Below are 16,255 nucleotides of genomic sequence, written 5' to 3' on the forward strand. Positions count from 1 at the left end.
TTAGCCGCCCATTACCAGCGCGCCAGCTGGGTGATCTGAACGAGGTTGCCGCAGCCGTCGTTCAACTGGGCGATGGTCGAGCCGGTGACCTCGGTCGGCGGCATGGTGAACTCGCCGCCCTTCGCCTTGATGCGCTCGTAATCTCCCTTGACGTCGTCGGTGAAGAACATAACCGCAGGCTGGCCCTGTTTGAAGATGGCTTCCTGATAGGCCTTGGCGGCCGGGTTGTCGTTGAGCGCGAGGTGCAGCTCGGTTCCATCCGGCTCTTCCGCCGATGCAACGGTCAGCCAGCGATAGGGTCCGTTGCTGAAATCGGTCTTCTTGGTCAAGCCCAGCACGTCGGTATAGAAGCGCAGAGCGTTTTCCTGGTTGTCCACATACACGCTGGTCAGCTTGATCTTCATCGCTCTTTCTCCTCTGTCGTATTCGGTCGCTGCGGGATCCAGCCGGGCAGGGCGGCGGCCTGTTTCACCCAGTCCGCCATCCGCGCCTCGTCGAACTGGTCGCCTTCGCGGATGTCGATCCAGCGCACATCCTTGCTCTTTGCCGTGCCGCCGGGTGGGATCGGCTGCAACGACATGCCGCTGAAGAAGGTCACCTTCACGTAATGGGTGAAGACATGGAACGACACGAACCAGCCCTGGCCCTCGATGCCGTAGAATGGCGAGTTCCACCGCACGGCCTTGCGCACGTCAGGCACGTTTCGCTCGATGAGCGCGTCGAGGCGCTCGCCTAGGCCGCGCTTCCAGCCCGGCATAGCAGCGATATACGCCCGCACCGGGGCGTCGCCATCACCCTTGGCGATTTGCGGGTTGCCGCCCGACAGCAGGACCGGTGCGGCGCGGGTCGATTGTCCCAGCTTGGCCATTCTGCCCACTCCTATCCGCCCGCACGCTGCGCGCCGCGCCCCTTGGCGATATGGGGCAGCACGAACATGTAAAGGCCGCTGAACAGCAGCAGGAAGAGTGGCAAGAGCGGTGAATAGACCACCCAAGCGGGAGGTTGCCCATATGCCATGGTGGCGAAGTTGGCGATGACGGTCAGCGTAAAGATGATCGACAGCCAGCGATGAATTTGCCGAATCCACTTGTTCCAGTCCAATGAGGCCTCCCGTCAAAAACGAGCCGAAGTGGACCCATCGATCCGCTTGCCAGCGGTTTCAATCCAGCCGCGCCAGGACGCCTTCCAGGGCAGTAAGGAACTTTTGCCAGCCGACCGTGGCGCCGCGGAAATATGGCTGCTGATCCGGCCGGAAGCCCGTCTGCTCCATGCGCAGATGGGTTCCCGTGTTCGTAGCGGTGAGCGTCCAGGTGACCACGCTCTCGAGATCCTTGGTGTCCCAGGTGTAGGACAGCGTCTTGTTGGGCTCGACCGTCTGGACCTGGCAGTCGACGCCGCCCCAGTCGGCGCTAAGATTGAAACGATGGTCCACGGCTGGCTTGAAGTTGTTTTTCATCAGCCACTCCTCGATCAGATGCGGTTGGGTGAGCGCGCGCCAGATCTTTTCCGGCGGATAGGGGATCTCACGTTCGACGATGACGGAGCGCGTTTCGGTCGCTGTGCTGGTCATTGGTCCATTCTTTTGAGCAAATTTTCGAGATCGTCGAACCGGCTCTGCCAGAACGCGTTCATCTGGTTCGTCCAGTCGGTCAGTGGGGAAAGTGCTGCGAGCTGGGCGCTGTAATGGGTCTGTCGTCCTTCATGACGGTCCCGCACCAGCCCGGCTTGCCTGAGAAGACCGAGATGCTTCGACACCGCCGGCTGCGAGACCCCCGACTGAGCTGTCAAAGCGCCGACCGTCTGCTCGCCTTCCCGGCACAGGCGCTCGAAGATCGCCCGACGCGTCGGATCGGAGAGCGTTCTGAAGAGGACATCGTGAGCGTTGGTCATTTGGGATCGATAACCCAATGGCTATTGGTTTGACGTATAACCACCGAGATATGGATGTGTCAAGCGGGAGCGTCGATGATCACGATCCGGCCGTTTCCAAAAAAATCTTTCCATTGCCCCAAGGATTAGCCATTAGCCTTCGTCCAACAGGCAAATGATGGCGATGATGCTGGATGAAAGCGAAGCCTCCGACGCCGAACTGATTGGCCGGGCGAAGGGCGGAGACAGGGGGGCCTTCAGCAAATTGCTGGAGCGTCACTACGACTTCGTCTATCGCGCCGCCTATCGCTGGTGCGGTAAGAAGGCGGACGCCGAAGACATCGCCCAGGAAGTCTGCGTGCGGTTGGGCAAGGCGATCCGCGATTATCGCGGCGGCGGCGCCTTCACGACATGGCTCTATTCCGTGACGATGAACGCCGCGCGAGACGTGATGCGCAAGACCACCCGCGAAGCGGTCAAGACTGAAGCCTTTGGCGCCTACAGCATGATCGCGGGCGAGGCTTCGGTCGAACCGGAAGACCCGGCCGAGGCGCTGTGGGCGTCGGTGCGGCAACTGCCGGACAAGCAACGCGACGCGGTGCTTTTGGTCTATGGCGAGGGCTTGAGCCACGCAGCCGCCGCCGAGGCGATGGCGATCTCGGAGACGACGGTTTCCTGGCACATCCATGAAGCGAAGAAACGGCTGAAGACGCTGATGCGCACGGCCGGGGAAGTGTGACCATGGTCGACGACAACGAACTCAAGAGACTGCGCGATATCGCGGCGCCGGCGCCGGGCGAGTGCGCGAAGGCCCGTGCCTTCGAAGCCGCTCTGCGCGCATACGATCAGGAAAATATCTCTGCTGTCACCCAAGGATCGGTTGGCGGGCTTCGTCTCACAGAGCGAGCACAAAAGCTCTGGAGCGAGATCATGCAAAAGAAACTCATTGCCACGCCGGCCCTTGCCGGGCTCGTCGCCCTGCCGATCGCCGGATACGCCACTTTCCATATGCTGAGAGAGCAGCCGCCCAAATTCGGCGGCGACGAAAAGATCAGCGAGACGCTGGCCGACAAGCCGGCGACCCTGAAGCCGACGACCGCCGAGCCGAAGCCGGTTCGCACCGAGCTGGAGAAAGACAAGAAGGCCGACGCCGATGTGGAAAGCCGCGATGCGACCGATGCGCTTGTAGCCCCGGTCTCGCCGCCGAAATCCGAATCGACCGTTGCCGCCGGCGGTACGGCACAGCAGGAATCAGCGATTTCAAGTGGCGCTCCACGACAAGACGCGCTGGGAGGCGGCGTGCCGGCCGAACCCGCGCCACCGGCACCGACAGGTGAATTCGCGTTGGATGGCGCCGTAAGCGCACCCAGCACCTCTCGGGCCGCCCGCATGCCGGCCGAATCCAAGCTGATGGTGCCGCAGCCGTCGACCTTGCCGGCCGACCAGATGCAGCCGCAACAGGAAAACCGCGACCGCGTCGAGGATTTCAAGACCAATCCGCTGCATGCCGCGCTCGAAGACCCGGTCTCGACTTTCTCGATCGACGTCGACACGGCTTCCTATTCCTTTGTGCGGCGCTCGCTGAAGGAAGGTTTCATGCCGCAGGCCGATACGGTGCGTGTCGAGGAGATGATCAACTACTTCCCCTATGACTGGAAGGGTCCGGAGTCTGCGTCGACGCCGTTCAACTCGACCGTCAGCGTGATGCCGACGCCGTGGAACACGCACACCAGGCTGATGCATGTCGCCATCAAGGGGTTTGACGTCAAGCCGACCGAGCAGCCGAAGGCCAATCTGGTCTTCCTGATCGATGTCTCGGGCTCGATGGACGAGCCGGACAAGCTGCCGCTGCTCAAATCGGCTTTCCGGCTGCTGGTCAGCAAGCTGAAGGCGGACGACACCATCTCTATCGTCACCTATGCGGGTGACGCGGGCACAGTCCTGGAGCCGACCAAGGCGTCCGAAAAGGACAGGATACTCCGTGCCATCGACAATTTGACGCCTGGCGGTAGCACGGCCGGCGAAGCGGGCATCAAGGAAGCCTACAGGTTGGCGCAAAAATCCTTCGTCAAGGACGGCGTCAACCGGGTGATGTTGGCCACCGACGGCGACTTCAATGTCGGCCAGAGCGACGACGATGATCTGAAGCGGCTGGTCGAGAGCGAGCGCAAGACCGGTGTCTTCCTGTCGGTGTTCGGTTTCGGCCGCGGCAATCTGAACGACCAGATGATGCAGACCATCGCCCAGAACGGCAACGGCACCGCCGCCTATATCGACACGCTAGCCGAGGCGGAAAAGGTGCTGGTCGAGGACGCCTCCTCGACGCTATTCACCATCGCCAAGGACGTGAAGATCCAGGTCGAGTTCAACCCGAACAAGGTCTCCGAATACCGCCTGATCGGCTATGAGACCCGGGCGTTGAACCGCGAGGATTTCAACAATGACCGCGTCGATGCCGGCGATATCGGTTCGGGCCATTCCGTCACCGCGATCTACGAGATCACGCCGAAAGGCAACGGTGGCGAGCAGATCGATCCGCTGCGCTATGGCCAGGCGTCGGTGGACAATGGCGGCGTCGCCAATGCGGACGAATATGCCTTCGTCAAGATACGCTACAAGCTGCCCAATGAAGACGTCTCGAAGCTGATCACCACGCCGGTGACCTCGGCCAACGAGATTTCGTCCTTCGACCAAGCCAGCACCGACCAGCGTTTCTCCGTCGCGGTTGCCGCCTTCGGCCAGAAGCTGCGCGACGAGGATGCGACCGCGAAGTTCGGTTACGACAAGATCATGGAGATTGCCACTGCCGCTCGAGGAGCCGACCCGTTTGGGTACAGGTCCGAGTTCCTCTCGCTTGTGCGCCTTGCCTCGGCGCTGGGCGGTAACCGGTAGTGGTGATGACGGCCGGTTTCTTTCAGATGGGATCGTTCTGATAGGAGAAACCGACCAACGGGCGGGTGAGGCAGGCCGGCGAGGGTTCATTCCCTTGCCGGCCTTTTTTCGGATCTATTCAGGTGAGACCGGCCTGGCCTGAATCTCAACAGATCCGAAGCGCGGCGTTAACCTGCGCGATCGTTAAATTGCTCGGCATTTCCGGTACCGGATCGCAACCCCCTCCTTGCTACACGGGACAGGTCTACGGTGCTTGAGGGAGCCGGAATTGCAGATCAGGACTATCGCCAACTCGACACCTCCGGCACGCGACGCCTCGGCGGCTTCATCTGCCCCATCATCCGAATCCAGGCGTATCCGCGACGATGTCGCGCAGGCGCGTCACACCGCCATGTCGGCGCTGACCAACGACCGCTTCCGCATCATGCTGGAGCAGATCACTGATCCGGTTTCATCCGGTGCGCTGATGACGATGCACGGCGACAATGTGGTCGATTTCAAGTCGGCGCAGTCGAGCTACGCCGACAACAGCGAATAATCGAAAACCGATAAGGTCAGGCCCGGCTGCGGCGGCGCTCACGGCGGGCTTCGCTGGTCTCGGCGGTGTTTTCCGTCGCCACCTTGTTGCGCATCGGACCGATGCGCTCGACGATCGCGGCAACCGTCGGACGATCCGCCTTGGTGTGCGCGTCGAGCGCCTTGCGCATGGCGGCCAGGTGCTGGAACGAGGTGCCGCAGCAGCCGCCGATAATTTTGGCGCCGCCATCGACGGCGAGCCTGACATAATCGGCCATCAGTTCGGGCGTGCCAGAATAATGGATCTCGGTACCGCGGAATTCGGGGATGCCGCAATTGCCCTTGACGATCACCGTCGCTTCCGGCTTCGCCTCGGTCATGTCGAGCAGCGAGGCCAGGATGTCGGACGCGCCGACGCCACAATTGGCACCAACGCCGAGCGGCGCCTGCGACAACCCATCGGTGACGCCGTGGATATCCCTGGGCAGCAGGCCCATCATGGTGCGGCCGGCGGTGTCGAAGGAGCCAGTGTAAGTGTAGGGCAGGCCAACGCGGATGGCAGCCTCGGCGGCGGCGCGGATCTCGTCGGGAGCCGACATCGTCTCGATCCAGGCGACTTCGGCGCCACCGGCCTTGAGGCCCTCGATCTGCTCGGCGAAGGCGTCGACCGCCTCGTCATAGGTCATGGCGCCAAGCGGCACCAGCAATTCGCCGGTTGGGCCGACCGAGCCGGCGACGATCACCTTGCGGCCGGCCTTGTCGGCGACGGTGCGCGCGAGCTCGGCGGCGCGCTTGTTCAGCGCATGCGCGCGGTCCTGCGCATGGTGCAGCTTCAGCCGGTGGCGGGTGCCGCCGAACGAATTGGTCAGGATGATGTCGGCGCCGGCATCGACGAAATTCTGGTGCAGGCTTGTGATGGTGTCGGGCGCCGTCTCGTTCAGCAGTTCGGGCGCCTCACCGGCCTCGAGCCCCATGGCGAACAGGTTGGTGCCGGTGGCGCCGTCGGCCAGTAGCACGCCCTTTTCAGCCAGCAAGGCATCGATCGGGTTGGTGATCGTCATCGGAATGGCTTTCGTATTTTGAATTCGAATAAGGATATAAAGAAGTCTTTATGTGCAGTCAATGATTTGCCGTGATGGTCCAACCAGGTCGGGGCCTTTTCCTCACGGTGTCGAGGTGACCTCGACGTGGATTTCGGTGCAGATCCCGCCGTTGGTCGGATAATAGTCAACCGAGCAAGCGGTGACCACCAAGAGCAGATCCTGTTCAGTGTGCAACGTCACATTGCCGCCCGAGGATTGATCGAGGCCTCGACCACCAACCTGCCATGCGGCTGGTAGGAAGTTCTGGAAGAGATCGACACGGTCGGGACAAAGGGCAGTGTTGTGTCGGCATCAAGGCATGGAGGGGCTGTTCATGCGCCAGCAAACAAATTCAGTGGAATGCCAATAACAACCTTTGGTTTGTGTTGACACGCAACCTGATCTCAACGACCGTCACACGAGATGACTTGGAAAAACAAGGCTTTATACGGTTGCGTGAAATGAATTTTTCATTGTCGAGATTCTGGGATTTCTTGCATTCGCGCCTTTTTACGAACGCGGCAACGGCCTGGATGCGCATCTCAATGATCATCGCGTTCAGTTTCCTACTCGCAACAGGTCCAAATTTTCAGGTGTATCTCGTGGCGCTGGTCAATAGCGACTCTGCGGCCATCTATGAATCAGCTTATCAGACAGATTTGATCACATTTCCAAGTTTATCAGATTGGCTTGGGGGAGTCTTGTATTGGCCGTTCATATGTGCGGCTGTGGCAATAGTGGCATTTTCCTTCAGAAACTATTCTTTTAAGAAGACGGTCGACTCAATTGCGATCTTCAGTTTTGCTATCTTGACGGTAATTGACGTTATCACTGATCTCATATTAGGCCAATTTTCAATAGGTCGGTTTTTCCAGAATGTCGTAGCCAATTTGTTGGGCGGCGTTGCCTTGGGATTTACTGCCGCGTTGATACTGGTGATTTGCGAATACATAGCCAAAATTTTTTCGGGCCGAGCCGCTAATGTTGCCTCGGGCGCAGCGGCAATTGGCCTCGGCGTCCTTCTCTCCACTGCCGCATACTACATCTTGGATTTTTTCTATCGACCACTTCCGGTGCGTATTGTGATGGTCTTGAGCCACCCAGCGCACGGTGCACTAATTACCGACGCTACGGATCGCAATCCAACTGAGGAATCTGATGGGACAACTGCCTCTGTGCCGCGCTTCTCGTTCGTCCCGGCAATTTCGACAAATGGATTTGCTAATTGGCGAAAGGGTGACGGCCCGATGACGGTTCGGTGGGGCGCACTAGGCACGCCCGCGAAGTTTGACGCCGAGATCACCCTATTCGGCGGGTGCACCGATAGGTCCGATCTGCCAAAAACAACATATGAAAAAAATGCTTATGAACTTCCGAACGTTCGTAGCCTCGATTTTTGGGTCGAGAGCGGACTTTGGGATCTCAACGTGTTTGGAACTCAAGATTCCTCATCAGGTACCTTCAATTTTTCCCCTCAGAAATATGCATTCTTTTCAACGAATAAAGTTGATCAAAATAAGACTATTGAGATGGAGCAGTTTATAGACGAAAAATCGACCCTTGCCTATAAAAGCTCGGGTGAGATTTCTTACTATGCACTAGTCGTCCCGTTTGTTGTTGAAAATGATTCGATTGTTTCCCGTTCTACAATCCTCCATTTAAAAGTTGATGGAGACGAAACTATATTAAATCTTACGACTGATAAACCTGACAAAAACTGGGAAAAATTGTTGAAATGCAAGCAGCTTTCGGCCTCCTCGATCTTCTCTCGCGGCTCATTTGATATGAGCAGCATGAGCCTTTTAGGGATTCTCGTTAAAATCAAACCACATGCTGGCGAGTCGTATGTGAATCCGACGCATACGATAAAGGTGGATGGCGAGAATGGCTGGGTTACAATTAAGGGTCTGAAATCTGATGAATTAAACCAGGCGCCATCTGGTCGTGCTGAAGGAGTTTTAGTAGGTGGGGGTGTCGCCAGCATCGAGGTTAACGGCGAGGTCGAGTCTACCACTTCCACTGACAACATTGATGCTATTGGTGATTTTAAGGGGAGCTACGATACGTCCGGCCAAATTCGGTTCGCCGGCATCGCAAAGCTTCTATGGAAAAATCAGGTTCGTGCCAACCCTACTAAATGGGAGACCCTAGAAGGGGAGCACCGAGCCTATTTGATAGCCCTATCGGTCGCTGTATTGAGCTTTGCATCAGGGTTAGTCGTGATGAGGCTCAGGAAACAAGACGACCTTGATATATAGCGCGATAGTTGGGAAAGCCGACGCGTCTGTAGAGTGCGCTGTCGAATGACCATGATTGCCAGAGCTCAGACAGTGCTCGATGGAAACGACATGCTGGCCAGTTTGTGGGCGAAGCCTGCCGCCTCGTGTGCATTGATGTCGGCGGCGCGGATCAGATTGTCGAAGTGCTGGATCAGCGTCTGGATCGGCTGGGTGGCGTTGAGCACCAGATACATGTCGCCGACATAAATGGCGGCGCGATAGGGCCCGAAGATGGTGTAGGGGATCGAGTAGCGCATCCGCCCGTCATAGAGAAACAGCCGGAAGGTCGGATAGAGGTCGTCGAGCAGCGTTGCCATGTGCAGTAGCTGGGCGCGGCGGTCGGCTTCCGGGAAACGATCCCAGACACCCAGCCCGCGTGCAAATATCTCCAGCGTGTGGCGCGGCATGCAGACTTCCATGTCGGTTTCCGGCCGCCTGTTGTAATCGATGCGGTATTGCGTTTCGCCGGCCTGCGCCAGGCGGTTCTTGTTGGCGATGCCCGCCTCGTAGTCGACCAGCGCCTCGGTGCGCAGAAGGTCGGGAATGCCGGCCGGCACGTAGCGGATCTTGGTGCCCGCGGCCTCGGCATGCCATTTGGCCAGCAGCGTGCGGTCGAAGCCGTCGGGCGCCTCCTCGATCTCCAGGCTCTCGCGGATTTCGCCGGTGAGGCCCTCATCCTGGCTGAGGCCGAGAAGCCAGTCGAGCGACACCTTGAATTCGGCGGCGATGTTGAGCAGCGTTTCGGCGCGAGGCAGGCGGGTCGAGGCGCCCGACAACAGCTGCGACAGCGCCGAGCGGTCGATGCCGACCGCCGTCGCGAAGGCCGACTGGTTGAGGTCGGAGCGTGTCAAGAGCATTTTCAGGCGTTCGCGGAAGATGGTCGACAGGTCGCGCTTGTCCATCTCGGTGCTCCGGTCCGATTGAGGAAAAATTTGCGCCGAAGCGTCTTCACGCGCTCCTCAGGCGTAAATAAATCCCTAAGTCTGTTTACAATGTATAACATGTGCGGTCAAAAATGCGCAATCGCAACAGTTTGTGCACTTTGTCTCGTTGAGTGGAATCATTTCTCCTGACACAATGCTGTCAGGAACCAATTGGGGTTCCGGCGACTGAGGGACAGTGGTCGATAGCATGACGGGCAAGGGCATCAGGCGACGCAGCGTACCGGCCATCGAGTGGCCGACCGTGGTACTCGCCTTCTTCTGTTACGCAACATGGCTCGCCACCGGTTTCCTGCTCTGGCCATCCTACCCCATCCTCGCGCTCGCCGTCCTCGCCTTCACCGCCGCACTGCAATCCTCGATCATGCACGAAGTGCTGCACGGACATCCGACGCGCAACGCGCGGGTCAACGAAGCCTTCGTCTTTCTGCCGATCGGTCTGGTCTGGCCGTTCCGCCGCTTCAAGACCATCCATCTGCGCCACCACGCCGACGAGCGGTTGACCGATCCGCTGGACGATCCGGAAAGCTATTACCAGGCGCTGTGGCAGCATGACGAACTGCCGCCGACGATGAAATTCGTGCTCAAGATCAACAACACCATGGCCGGCCGGTTCGTGCTCGGCCCTTGGCTGTCCTGCATCGGCTTCTTCATCGACGATGCCAAGCAGATGATCGCCGGTGACAAGGCGATCCGCAAGGCGTGGCTGATGCATGCGATCGGCCTTGCCATCGTGGTGCCGATCGTCCAGTTCGGCTTCGGCATCCCGCTGTGGCTCTACATCCTGGTGCCGGTCTGGCTCGGCCAGTCGCTGATTTCGATCCGCACTTTCGCCGAGCATCAATGGTCGGAACATCCGGAAGGCCGCACGGTGATCGTCGAGCGTTCACCGCTGTCTTTCCTGTTCCTCAACAACAATCTGCACTTCGTCCACCACAAGACCCCGACCGTGGCCTGGTACAAGCTGCCCAAGCTGTTTCGTGACCGTCGTGAGGAATGGCTGCGGATGAACAATGGCTATGCCTATCCGAACTATTTCGCACTGATCAAAGCCTATGCGTTCAAGGCGAAAGAGCCGATTGTGCACCCGGTGCTGCGGCGCGCGCCAGAGCCGGGCAGAGCCTTCAAACCGCGCATCAGGGCGCGCAGCATCAGCGGGCTTGGCAGCGCGCCGGTTCCCGCCGAGCCGCCCAAGGAATAATTCCGGCGTATATCCGGGCGTGTCGGCCAATTCTGATTGGACGCCGCGTTTTTGCGATCCTTTTTCCAGACGTGGTGATTGAGTGTCGGGCATGAGTGAATTGGTTGCGGCGTTGCCGATGTACGACTGGCCCGAAGTGCGCGGCGAGGTCGATGCGCAATGGGCACGATTGCGCGAGGCCTTTCGGCAAAAGGGCATCGATGCGCCGCAATCCATCGTGCGTCGCAATGGTGACCTGCCGCCGGTACCGGGCGGCATTCATTATAATGCCCAAGGAGAGCTGATCGCGCCGGACCCGGCGACATTGCCGCCGGATGAACTGGATTTTCCCAGCCTTTGGCTGCACCCGGCGCTGTTGTTTGCGCAGACATGTTGGGGCCCGATGGAATTCGGCCTTTCGAAGCATGTCCAACTCATAGGCCAACCCAGCTACGACGCTTATGAAGGCGGGAAGGGCGAACTCTATTCGAGCGCCATCATCGTGCCGGCGGACGGCGGGATGTCAGTACCTTCGCCCACGGACGGCCGGGCCGTCATCCCGATCGATCTGATTCAGAGCAAGCGGTTCACCTTCAACAGCCTCGATTCCATGTCAGGTATCATCGCCTTGTCCCGTGACCTCGACGACTTGGACCCGCTTTCGCAAAGCGATCTGTTTTCGGAAAACCTGCATAGCGGTGGGCATCGCGCTTCGATTGTCGCTGTCGCCGAAGGCAAGGCGGATGTCGCGGCGATCGACTGCGAAAGCTGGGCGCTGGCGCAGCGCTTCGAGCCTGCGGCGCGAGCGGTGAAGGTCGTCGGCTGGACAGCACGGCGCAAAGGTCTGCCGTTCATCACCGCCGCAACGACACCGGAAAAAACCGTCGTCGCGATGCGCGAGGTCATTGCCGGCCTAACCGAGCAGCCTCGCATCCAGCGGGTAGGTTGAAAGCTGCTCGTTGCCGGCCGCGGTGATCAGGATCTGTTCCTCGATCTTGACGCCCTCGCGCCCGCCAAGCCTGCCGATATAGCTTTCCACACACACCACCATTCCGGGTTCCAGAACGCCATCGGGCGTATCGGCAGTCCAGTCGCTGGCATGCGGCAAGGTCGGATATTCATCGGCCAGGCCGACGCCGTGATAGAGCACGCCATAGCGCGTCGGGAAGCAGTCTCCCGGCGGCACCGCCGAGCGTTCGACGAGGTCGCGGAACGAGACGCCGGGCTGCATCAGCGCTATGTTGCGCGCGACCTGGCCGGCGGCGATGCGAAACAGCTCGCGCTGCTCGTCGGACGGCTTTGCATCGCCGCACAGCCATGTGCGCGACAGGTCAGCGCAAAAGCCGTAGGGACCGATCAGGTCGGTGTCGAAGGCGACGAGATCGCCTGATACAATCTTGCGTGACGAGCATTCCTGGAACCACGGATTGGTGCGCGGGCCTGACGTCAGCAGCCGCGTCTCGATCCATTCGCCGCCGCGGGCGATGTTGCCGCGATGCAGTTCGGCCCATAGCTCATTCTCGGAAATCCCTGGCTTCAGAGCCTGTTCCATCTCGCCCATTGCCGCCTCGCAGGCGACGATAGCGCGGCGCATGGCAAGGATTTCGTCCGGCGACTTGATCAGCCGCGCATTCTCCATCACCGCCTCGCCATTGCCGATCGAAACACCAAGGCGCGCCAGTTCCTCGACGCCTTCAGGGTTGATGTGGTCGACTGCGATGCGGCTGTTGGCGCCGCCATGTTCCCTAACCAGATCGGCGATGCCGGCGGCCCAGCGGCGGACCTTTTGCTCCGTAAGCTCGCCGCTATAGAGGTACATCCATGACACAGCGGGGCGAACCTCGTCGACGATGCCGGAATGGTCGGAGAGGTGTTCGCAGGAGAAATAGTCGAACAGCACCACCGGTCCGTCGGTCGCAACGAAGCAATGCCGCGTCGGATTGTGCGCCACCCACGACTGCATGTTGGTGGAGTCCGTCGCGTAGCGGATGTTCACGGGATCGTAGAGCAGCGCGCCGGCATAGCCGCGGCGCCTCAACTCGGCGCGGATACGCTCCAGCCGGTATTGGCGCATGGCAGGCAGATCGGGAGCGGCAATGCCCGCCGCGGCCCATTCAGCCTCCGCCTGCGCGCCATAGCCCAGCACATGCTGGTTGAGCGCCGCCGCCTTCTGCCGGGAGGCGTCGCGCTGCGCCTCGATCGAGCCCGGCTCGAACGGCATGATCTTGCGATGCCGGCCAAAGCTGCCCTTTGGCCCCGCGCTGTCCATGGTCGAACCTCAGGTCCGCATCTTTTCGCCACTCGGATCGAAGGGTGCTTCGACGTTGATGCGGGCCGGGCGCCGATGTCCGAGGATTTCGATTTCGAACAGGCCCGCGCTTTCGTCCTCGGCAAGAGCCGCCGGCACGTAGCCCTGCGCCATCGACTTCTGCACATAGTGGGCATAACCGCCTGAGGTGACCCAGCCGACCACGCGCCAGTCGCCGTCGACGATGCCGCGCACGGCGGACGCACCTTCGGCAGCCTTGGAGCCGCGTATTTCCTTGCCGCCCTTGTCGAAACGCGGTGCGCCATAGCCATGCGGCTTTTCAACCGTGCCGTAATCCTTGCTGACTTTGGCCCAGATCGGCTCGTCGCCCATGACGTCAGCATCGGCGGCATCGACGATGAAGGAGACGCGGCGCAGTTTTGGTCCTTCCGCCTGTTCCTTGGCGGCTGCCTCGCGGCCGATGAAGTCGTTTTTCTCCAGCTTGATGAAGCGGTCCATCGCCCCTTCAAAGGGTCCGTAGATCGGCCGCAACTCGCGGAACCAGGTCGGAAAATTCTTTTCCAGGCGCATGGAGAGCAGAGCGCGCATACCGAAATCCACGAGGCCGAATTCCTCGCCGGCGTCCTTGATCGCCTGGTAGACCAGGCGCTCATAGGCTGGCGCCATCCAGATCTCGTAGCCAAGATCGCCGGTGTAGGTGATGCGGTTGACGAGACAAGGCGCGCCGCCGACCGCCATCTCGCGGAAATCCATGAAGCGGAAGGCTGTGGTCGAGATGTCGACATCGACGAGTTTCTGCAGCAAGTCGCGGGATTTCGGTCCGGCGATCGACAGACCGACGAGCGTCTGGTCGAAGCGGTGGATACGCACCGAACTATCCTTCGGCAGATGCTTCTCGAACCAGCGCATGTGGTATTTCTGCGCGGCCGACGAACCCCAGATCATGAAGCGGTCTCCTGCTGCCTTGGCGATGGGGCAGGCGCCGATCAGCTGGCCGAATGCATTGAGCAGCGGCGTCAGCACGATGCGGCCGGTCTTCGGCATGCGGTTGGTCATCAGCCGGTTGAGGAAATCCTCCGCCGCCGGTCCCGACACTTCGTATTTGGCGAAGTTGGCGATCTCGGTGACGCCGACGCGCTCACGCGTGGCGCGCACTTCCTCGCCGATCGGCCCAAAATCGTTGGAGCGATGGAAGGAGACGATATCCCTGGGCTCCTTGCCTTTCGGTGCGAACCACAGCGGCGTTTCGAGACCCCAGCTGTCGCCCATGATGGCGTTGTTGGCCAGCATGGTGTCGTAGAGCGGCGTCGTCTGCGCCGGGCGCGCTGCCGGCAGTTCCTCGTTGGGGAAGCGGATGGAGAAGCGGCGCGAATAGTTTTCGCGCACCTTGGCGTTGGTGTAGCGCAGGCCGGCCCATTCGCCGAAGCGGGTGACATCCATGCCCCAGACGTCGAACCCGGGATCGCCATGTACCATCCAGTTCGACAGCGCCAAGCCGACGCCGCCGCCCTGGCTGAAGCCGGCCATGACGGCGCAGGCGCACCAGAAATTGGTCAGGCCCTGCACCGGACCGACCAGCGGGTTGCCGTCGAGCGCGAAGGTGAAAGGGCCGTTGATGATCTGCTTGATGCCCGCCTTCTCGATGCCGGGGAAATGCTTGAAGCCGATTTCCAGCGACGGCGCGATGCGGTCGAGGTCGGGCGGCAGCAATTCGTGGCCGAAATCCCACGGGGTGTTGACCGGCGACCACGGCTTGCAGGCCTTCTCATACGTGCCGAGCAGGATACCGTTGCGCTCCTGGCGGGTGTAGATCTCGCCCTTGAAGTCGAGCACGCCGATCATCTCGCGGCCGGTCGATTTGTTGAACTCCTCGACCTCCGGCATCGGCTCGGTCAGGAGATACATGTGCTCCATGGCCAGTACCGGCAGTTCGACGCCGACCATGCGGCCGATCTCGCGCGCCCACAGGCCGCCGCAATTGACGACATGCTCGGCCTTCACCGTGCCCTGTTCAGTGACGACGTTCCAGGTGCCGTCGACCTCCTGCGTCAGTTCGACGACGCGGTTGCGCAGCACGATCTCGGCGCCGAGTTTCTTGGCCGCCTTGGAATAGGCGATCGTCGTTCCGGACGGATCGAGATGGCCTTCGACCGGATCCCACATGGCGCCGACGAAATTGGTCTCGTCCATCAGCGGGAACATCGCCTTGGCTTCGGACGGGGTGATCAGTTCGGTGTCCATGCCGAGATAGCGGCCCTTGGCGTGGGCAAGGCGCAGAAAATCCATGCGCTCGGGCGTATCGGCCAACATCACGCCGCCGGTCAGATGCAGCGAGCAGGACTGGCCGGATATTTCCTCGATCTCCTTGTAGAGTTGCACCGTGTAGGCCTGCAGCTTGGCGACGTTGGGGTCACCGTTCAGCGTATGGAAGCCACCGGCCGCGTGCCAGGACGAGCCGGAGGTAAGCTCCGAGCGCTCGATCAGCATGATGTCGGTCCACCCGGCCTTGGCCAGATGGTAGAGAACCGAGCAGCCGACGACGCCGCCGCCGATGACAACCGCTTTTACATGAGATTTCATCTAGATAGGTCCGTTTTTGAAGGGAATGAATCGATTGGGAGCGGCGTGAAAACAAAGCGGAGGTCGGAGACAGCGATGTCTTCCGCTAGCTTGCCATCAAGCGCGGCAAGGATGGTTTCACAGACGGAAGTACGATGTTGCAGGACGTCATGGCTCCAAAGGCGCAGGATCGAGTAGCCTTGGGTCCGCATGAAATCGTCGCGGCGGCGGTCATATGAACTGCCGGCGTGCTGGTGTCCGTCGACTTCAACGACAAGCCATTTTTCGCGGCAAGCGAAGTCTGCGTAGTATGGCCCGATAGAGAACTGTCGCGTGAACTTGTAGCCACCAAGTTTGCGGGCTTTTAACTCGAGCCAAAGCAGAGCTTCGGCCTGGTTGTCACCTTGCCTGAGTTTTCTGGCTCGCTGGGTGGTGCCCGTTTTGCGGCGGCTGCGGGTTGCGGGGCGGGCTTCCCCCACTCCGTCGCCGCTTCGCGACGCCACCTCTCCCCCCTCCGGAGGGAGAGGAAGGGCGCCGGCTGTGGAAAGTTCGCGCCCTTCCTCTACCCCGTCGATCGGGGGAGAGGTGTGGCGCGCAGCTCGACCGCGTGGGGGTCGGCTGTTGGTGAAATCAATGGGTCCGCCGGGTTGGCCGCGTTGCCGAGGTTA

General features: G+C 60.4%; 16 protein-coding genes. 6 read left to right on the forward strand and 10 right to left on the reverse strand.

The features are described 5' to 3' along the window. Positions 1-11: 11 nt before the first annotated feature. The 5 genes from NKJ06_RS11265 to NKJ06_RS11285 are packed head-to-tail and all read right to left on the reverse strand — an operon-like array spanning position 12 to position 1,890. Positions 12-404, reverse strand: coding sequence for a VOC family protein (locus NKJ06_RS11265; protein ID WP_352633081.1), 393 nt, complete (start codon positions 402-404; stop codon positions 12-14). Next, a complete protein-coding gene (locus NKJ06_RS11270) occupies positions 401-868 on the reverse strand; it encodes a DUF1801 domain-containing protein (RefSeq protein WP_352633082.1) in 468 nt (155 codons plus the stop codon). The genes NKJ06_RS11265 and NKJ06_RS11270 overlap by 4 nt, the downstream gene beginning before the upstream one ends. A gap of 11 nt (positions 869-879) precedes the next feature. Further along, positions 880-1,101, reverse strand: coding sequence for a hypothetical protein (locus NKJ06_RS11275; RefSeq protein ID WP_352633083.1), 222 nt, complete (start codon positions 1,099-1,101; stop codon positions 880-882). Positions 1,102-1,159: 58 nt separating this feature from the next. Beyond that, positions 1,160-1,570: an SRPBCC family protein gene (locus NKJ06_RS11280; RefSeq protein WP_352633084.1), complete on the reverse strand. Its 411-nt coding sequence runs from the start codon at positions 1,568-1,570 to the stop codon at positions 1,160-1,162. Then, complete coding sequence (locus NKJ06_RS11285) at positions 1,567-1,890, reverse strand: ArsR/SmtB family transcription factor (RefSeq protein WP_023757734.1); 324 nt, start codon at positions 1,888-1,890, stop codon at positions 1,567-1,569. The genes NKJ06_RS11280 and NKJ06_RS11285 overlap by 4 nt, the downstream gene beginning before the upstream one ends. Positions 1,891-2,047: 157 nt before the next feature. On the opposite strand from NKJ06_RS11285, the gene NKJ06_RS11290 reads away from it, so the two are divergent. The 3 genes from NKJ06_RS11290 to NKJ06_RS11300 all read left to right on the forward strand — a co-directional run bounded on the left by NKJ06_RS11290 (position 2,048) and on the right by NKJ06_RS11300 (position 5,299). Further along, complete coding sequence (locus NKJ06_RS11290; RefSeq protein ID WP_352633085.1) at positions 2,048-2,608, forward strand: RNA polymerase sigma factor; 561 nt, start codon at positions 2,048-2,050, stop codon at positions 2,606-2,608. Positions 2,609-2,610: 2 nt separating this feature from the next. Next, complete coding sequence (locus NKJ06_RS11295) at positions 2,611-4,761, forward strand: vWA domain-containing protein (protein ID WP_352633086.1); 2,151 nt, start codon at positions 2,611-2,613, stop codon at positions 4,759-4,761. A gap of 268 nt (positions 4,762-5,029) precedes the next feature. Next, positions 5,030-5,299 (forward strand): hypothetical protein, encoded by a 270-nt coding sequence (locus tag NKJ06_RS11300; protein WP_352633087.1) that lies wholly within the window; start codon positions 5,030-5,032, stop codon positions 5,297-5,299. A gap of 16 nt (positions 5,300-5,315) precedes the next feature. Here NKJ06_RS11300 and bmt read toward each other — a convergent pair whose 3' ends face one another. Then, the gene (gene bmt, locus NKJ06_RS11305) at positions 5,316-6,338 is read right to left on the reverse strand and encodes a betaine--homocysteine S-methyltransferase (protein ID WP_352809794.1); all 1,023 of its coding nucleotides are present in this window, start codon (positions 6,336-6,338) and stop codon (positions 5,316-5,318) included. Between the two features lie 449 nt (positions 6,339-6,787). Here bmt and NKJ06_RS11310 point away from each other — a divergent pair, with 449 nt between their 5' ends. Then, positions 6,788-8,617 carry a hypothetical protein gene (locus NKJ06_RS11310; RefSeq protein ID WP_352633089.1) on the forward strand — a complete coding sequence of 610 codons (1,830 nt, stop codon included), beginning with the start codon at positions 6,788-6,790 and terminating at the stop codon, positions 8,615-8,617. 65 nt (positions 8,618-8,682) lie between these two features. Here the strand turns inward: NKJ06_RS11310 and NKJ06_RS11315 are convergent, their stop codons facing one another. Further along, positions 8,683-9,540, reverse strand: coding sequence for a helix-turn-helix domain-containing protein (locus NKJ06_RS11315; RefSeq protein WP_352633090.1), 858 nt, complete (start codon positions 9,538-9,540; stop codon positions 8,683-8,685). Between the two features lie 229 nt (positions 9,541-9,769). Between NKJ06_RS11315 and NKJ06_RS11320 the strand changes: the two genes are divergently transcribed. Further along, entirely contained in the window at positions 9,770-10,780 is a 1,011-nt protein-coding gene (locus tag NKJ06_RS11320) for a fatty acid desaturase (protein ID WP_352633091.1), read from the forward strand. Between the two features lie 91 nt (positions 10,781-10,871). Next, entirely contained in the window at positions 10,872-11,708 is an 837-nt protein-coding gene (locus NKJ06_RS11325) for a phosphate/phosphite/phosphonate ABC transporter substrate-binding protein (protein ID WP_352633092.1), read from the forward strand. Here NKJ06_RS11325 and NKJ06_RS11330 read toward each other — a convergent pair. The 3 genes from NKJ06_RS11330 to NKJ06_RS11340 are packed head-to-tail and all read right to left on the reverse strand — an operon-like array spanning position 11,673 to position 16,090. Further along, positions 11,673-13,028 (reverse strand): M24 family metallopeptidase, encoded by a 1,356-nt coding sequence (locus tag NKJ06_RS11330; protein WP_352633093.1) that lies wholly within the window; start codon positions 13,026-13,028, stop codon positions 11,673-11,675. The two genes, NKJ06_RS11325 and NKJ06_RS11330, sit on opposite strands and share 36 nt — an antisense overlap. A 9-nt stretch (positions 13,029-13,037) precedes the next feature. Then, positions 13,038-15,608, reverse strand: coding sequence for a GcvT family protein (locus NKJ06_RS11335; RefSeq protein WP_352809795.1), 2,571 nt, complete (start codon positions 15,606-15,608; stop codon positions 13,038-13,040). Further along, the gene (locus tag NKJ06_RS11340) at positions 15,605-16,090 is read right to left on the reverse strand and encodes an endonuclease domain-containing protein (protein WP_352633095.1); all 486 of its coding nucleotides are present in this window, start codon (positions 16,088-16,090) and stop codon (positions 15,605-15,607) included. The genes NKJ06_RS11335 and NKJ06_RS11340 overlap by 4 nt, the downstream gene beginning before the upstream one ends. Positions 16,091-16,255: the final 165 nt, after the last annotated feature.

The sequence above is a fragment of the Mesorhizobium sp. M0293 genome (genome assembly GCF_040321735.1).
Classification (GTDB): Bacteria; Pseudomonadota; Alphaproteobacteria; order Rhizobiales; family Rhizobiaceae; genus Mesorhizobium.